This is a genomic window from Streptococcus sp. HMSC065C01 (assembly GCF_001813525.1).
Lineage (GTDB): Bacteria > Bacillota > Bacilli > Lactobacillales > Streptococcaceae > Streptococcus > Streptococcus parasanguinis_V.
Window position 1 is genome coordinate 10,349 of record NZ_KV812853.1, and the last position, 465, is coordinate 10,813.

A 465-nucleotide genomic window follows, 5' to 3' on the forward strand; every position below is an offset into this window, starting at 1 on the left:
ACCAGAGAAATACGTTGTTTCTAAAGAAAAATACGATATCACTGGTGACAAGCTCGTTGACGATGATAGAGAGTTGGCAGACAAGTACGCAGATACAAATGCGAACCCATATGCGGACGATGCATCAAACAACGAAGCAGAAAACTTGAATACCAAGACTGTTGAACGTGGTTCTAAATTGGTTTACCAAGTATGGTTGGATACAACTAAATTTGATGCAGCTAACAAGGACAACATCCAAACAGTTGGTATCTCAGATAACTATGATGAAGCTAAATTAAATCTTAATAAAGCTGACATCAAAGCCTATGACTCTGTAACAGGCGCAGAAGTAACTGATAAATTCGATATCGCTGTCAACAACGGTGTGATCACTGCTAACTTGAAAGCTGGCTTCACGAAGTCACTTGGCGATGCAGAAAACACACAAGTTATCGACACAACTAAATTCGAATTCGGACGTTA

The 465-nt window shown here is 39.6% G+C and carries 1 protein-coding gene; it reads left to right on the top strand.

Annotation, left to right across the window (positions count from 1 at the left end; all coding sequences use genetic code 11):
- The coding region (locus tag HMPREF2918_RS11615) for an SspB-related isopeptide-forming adhesin (protein WP_256263192.1) at positions 1-465 on the top strand (465 nt) is incomplete at both ends.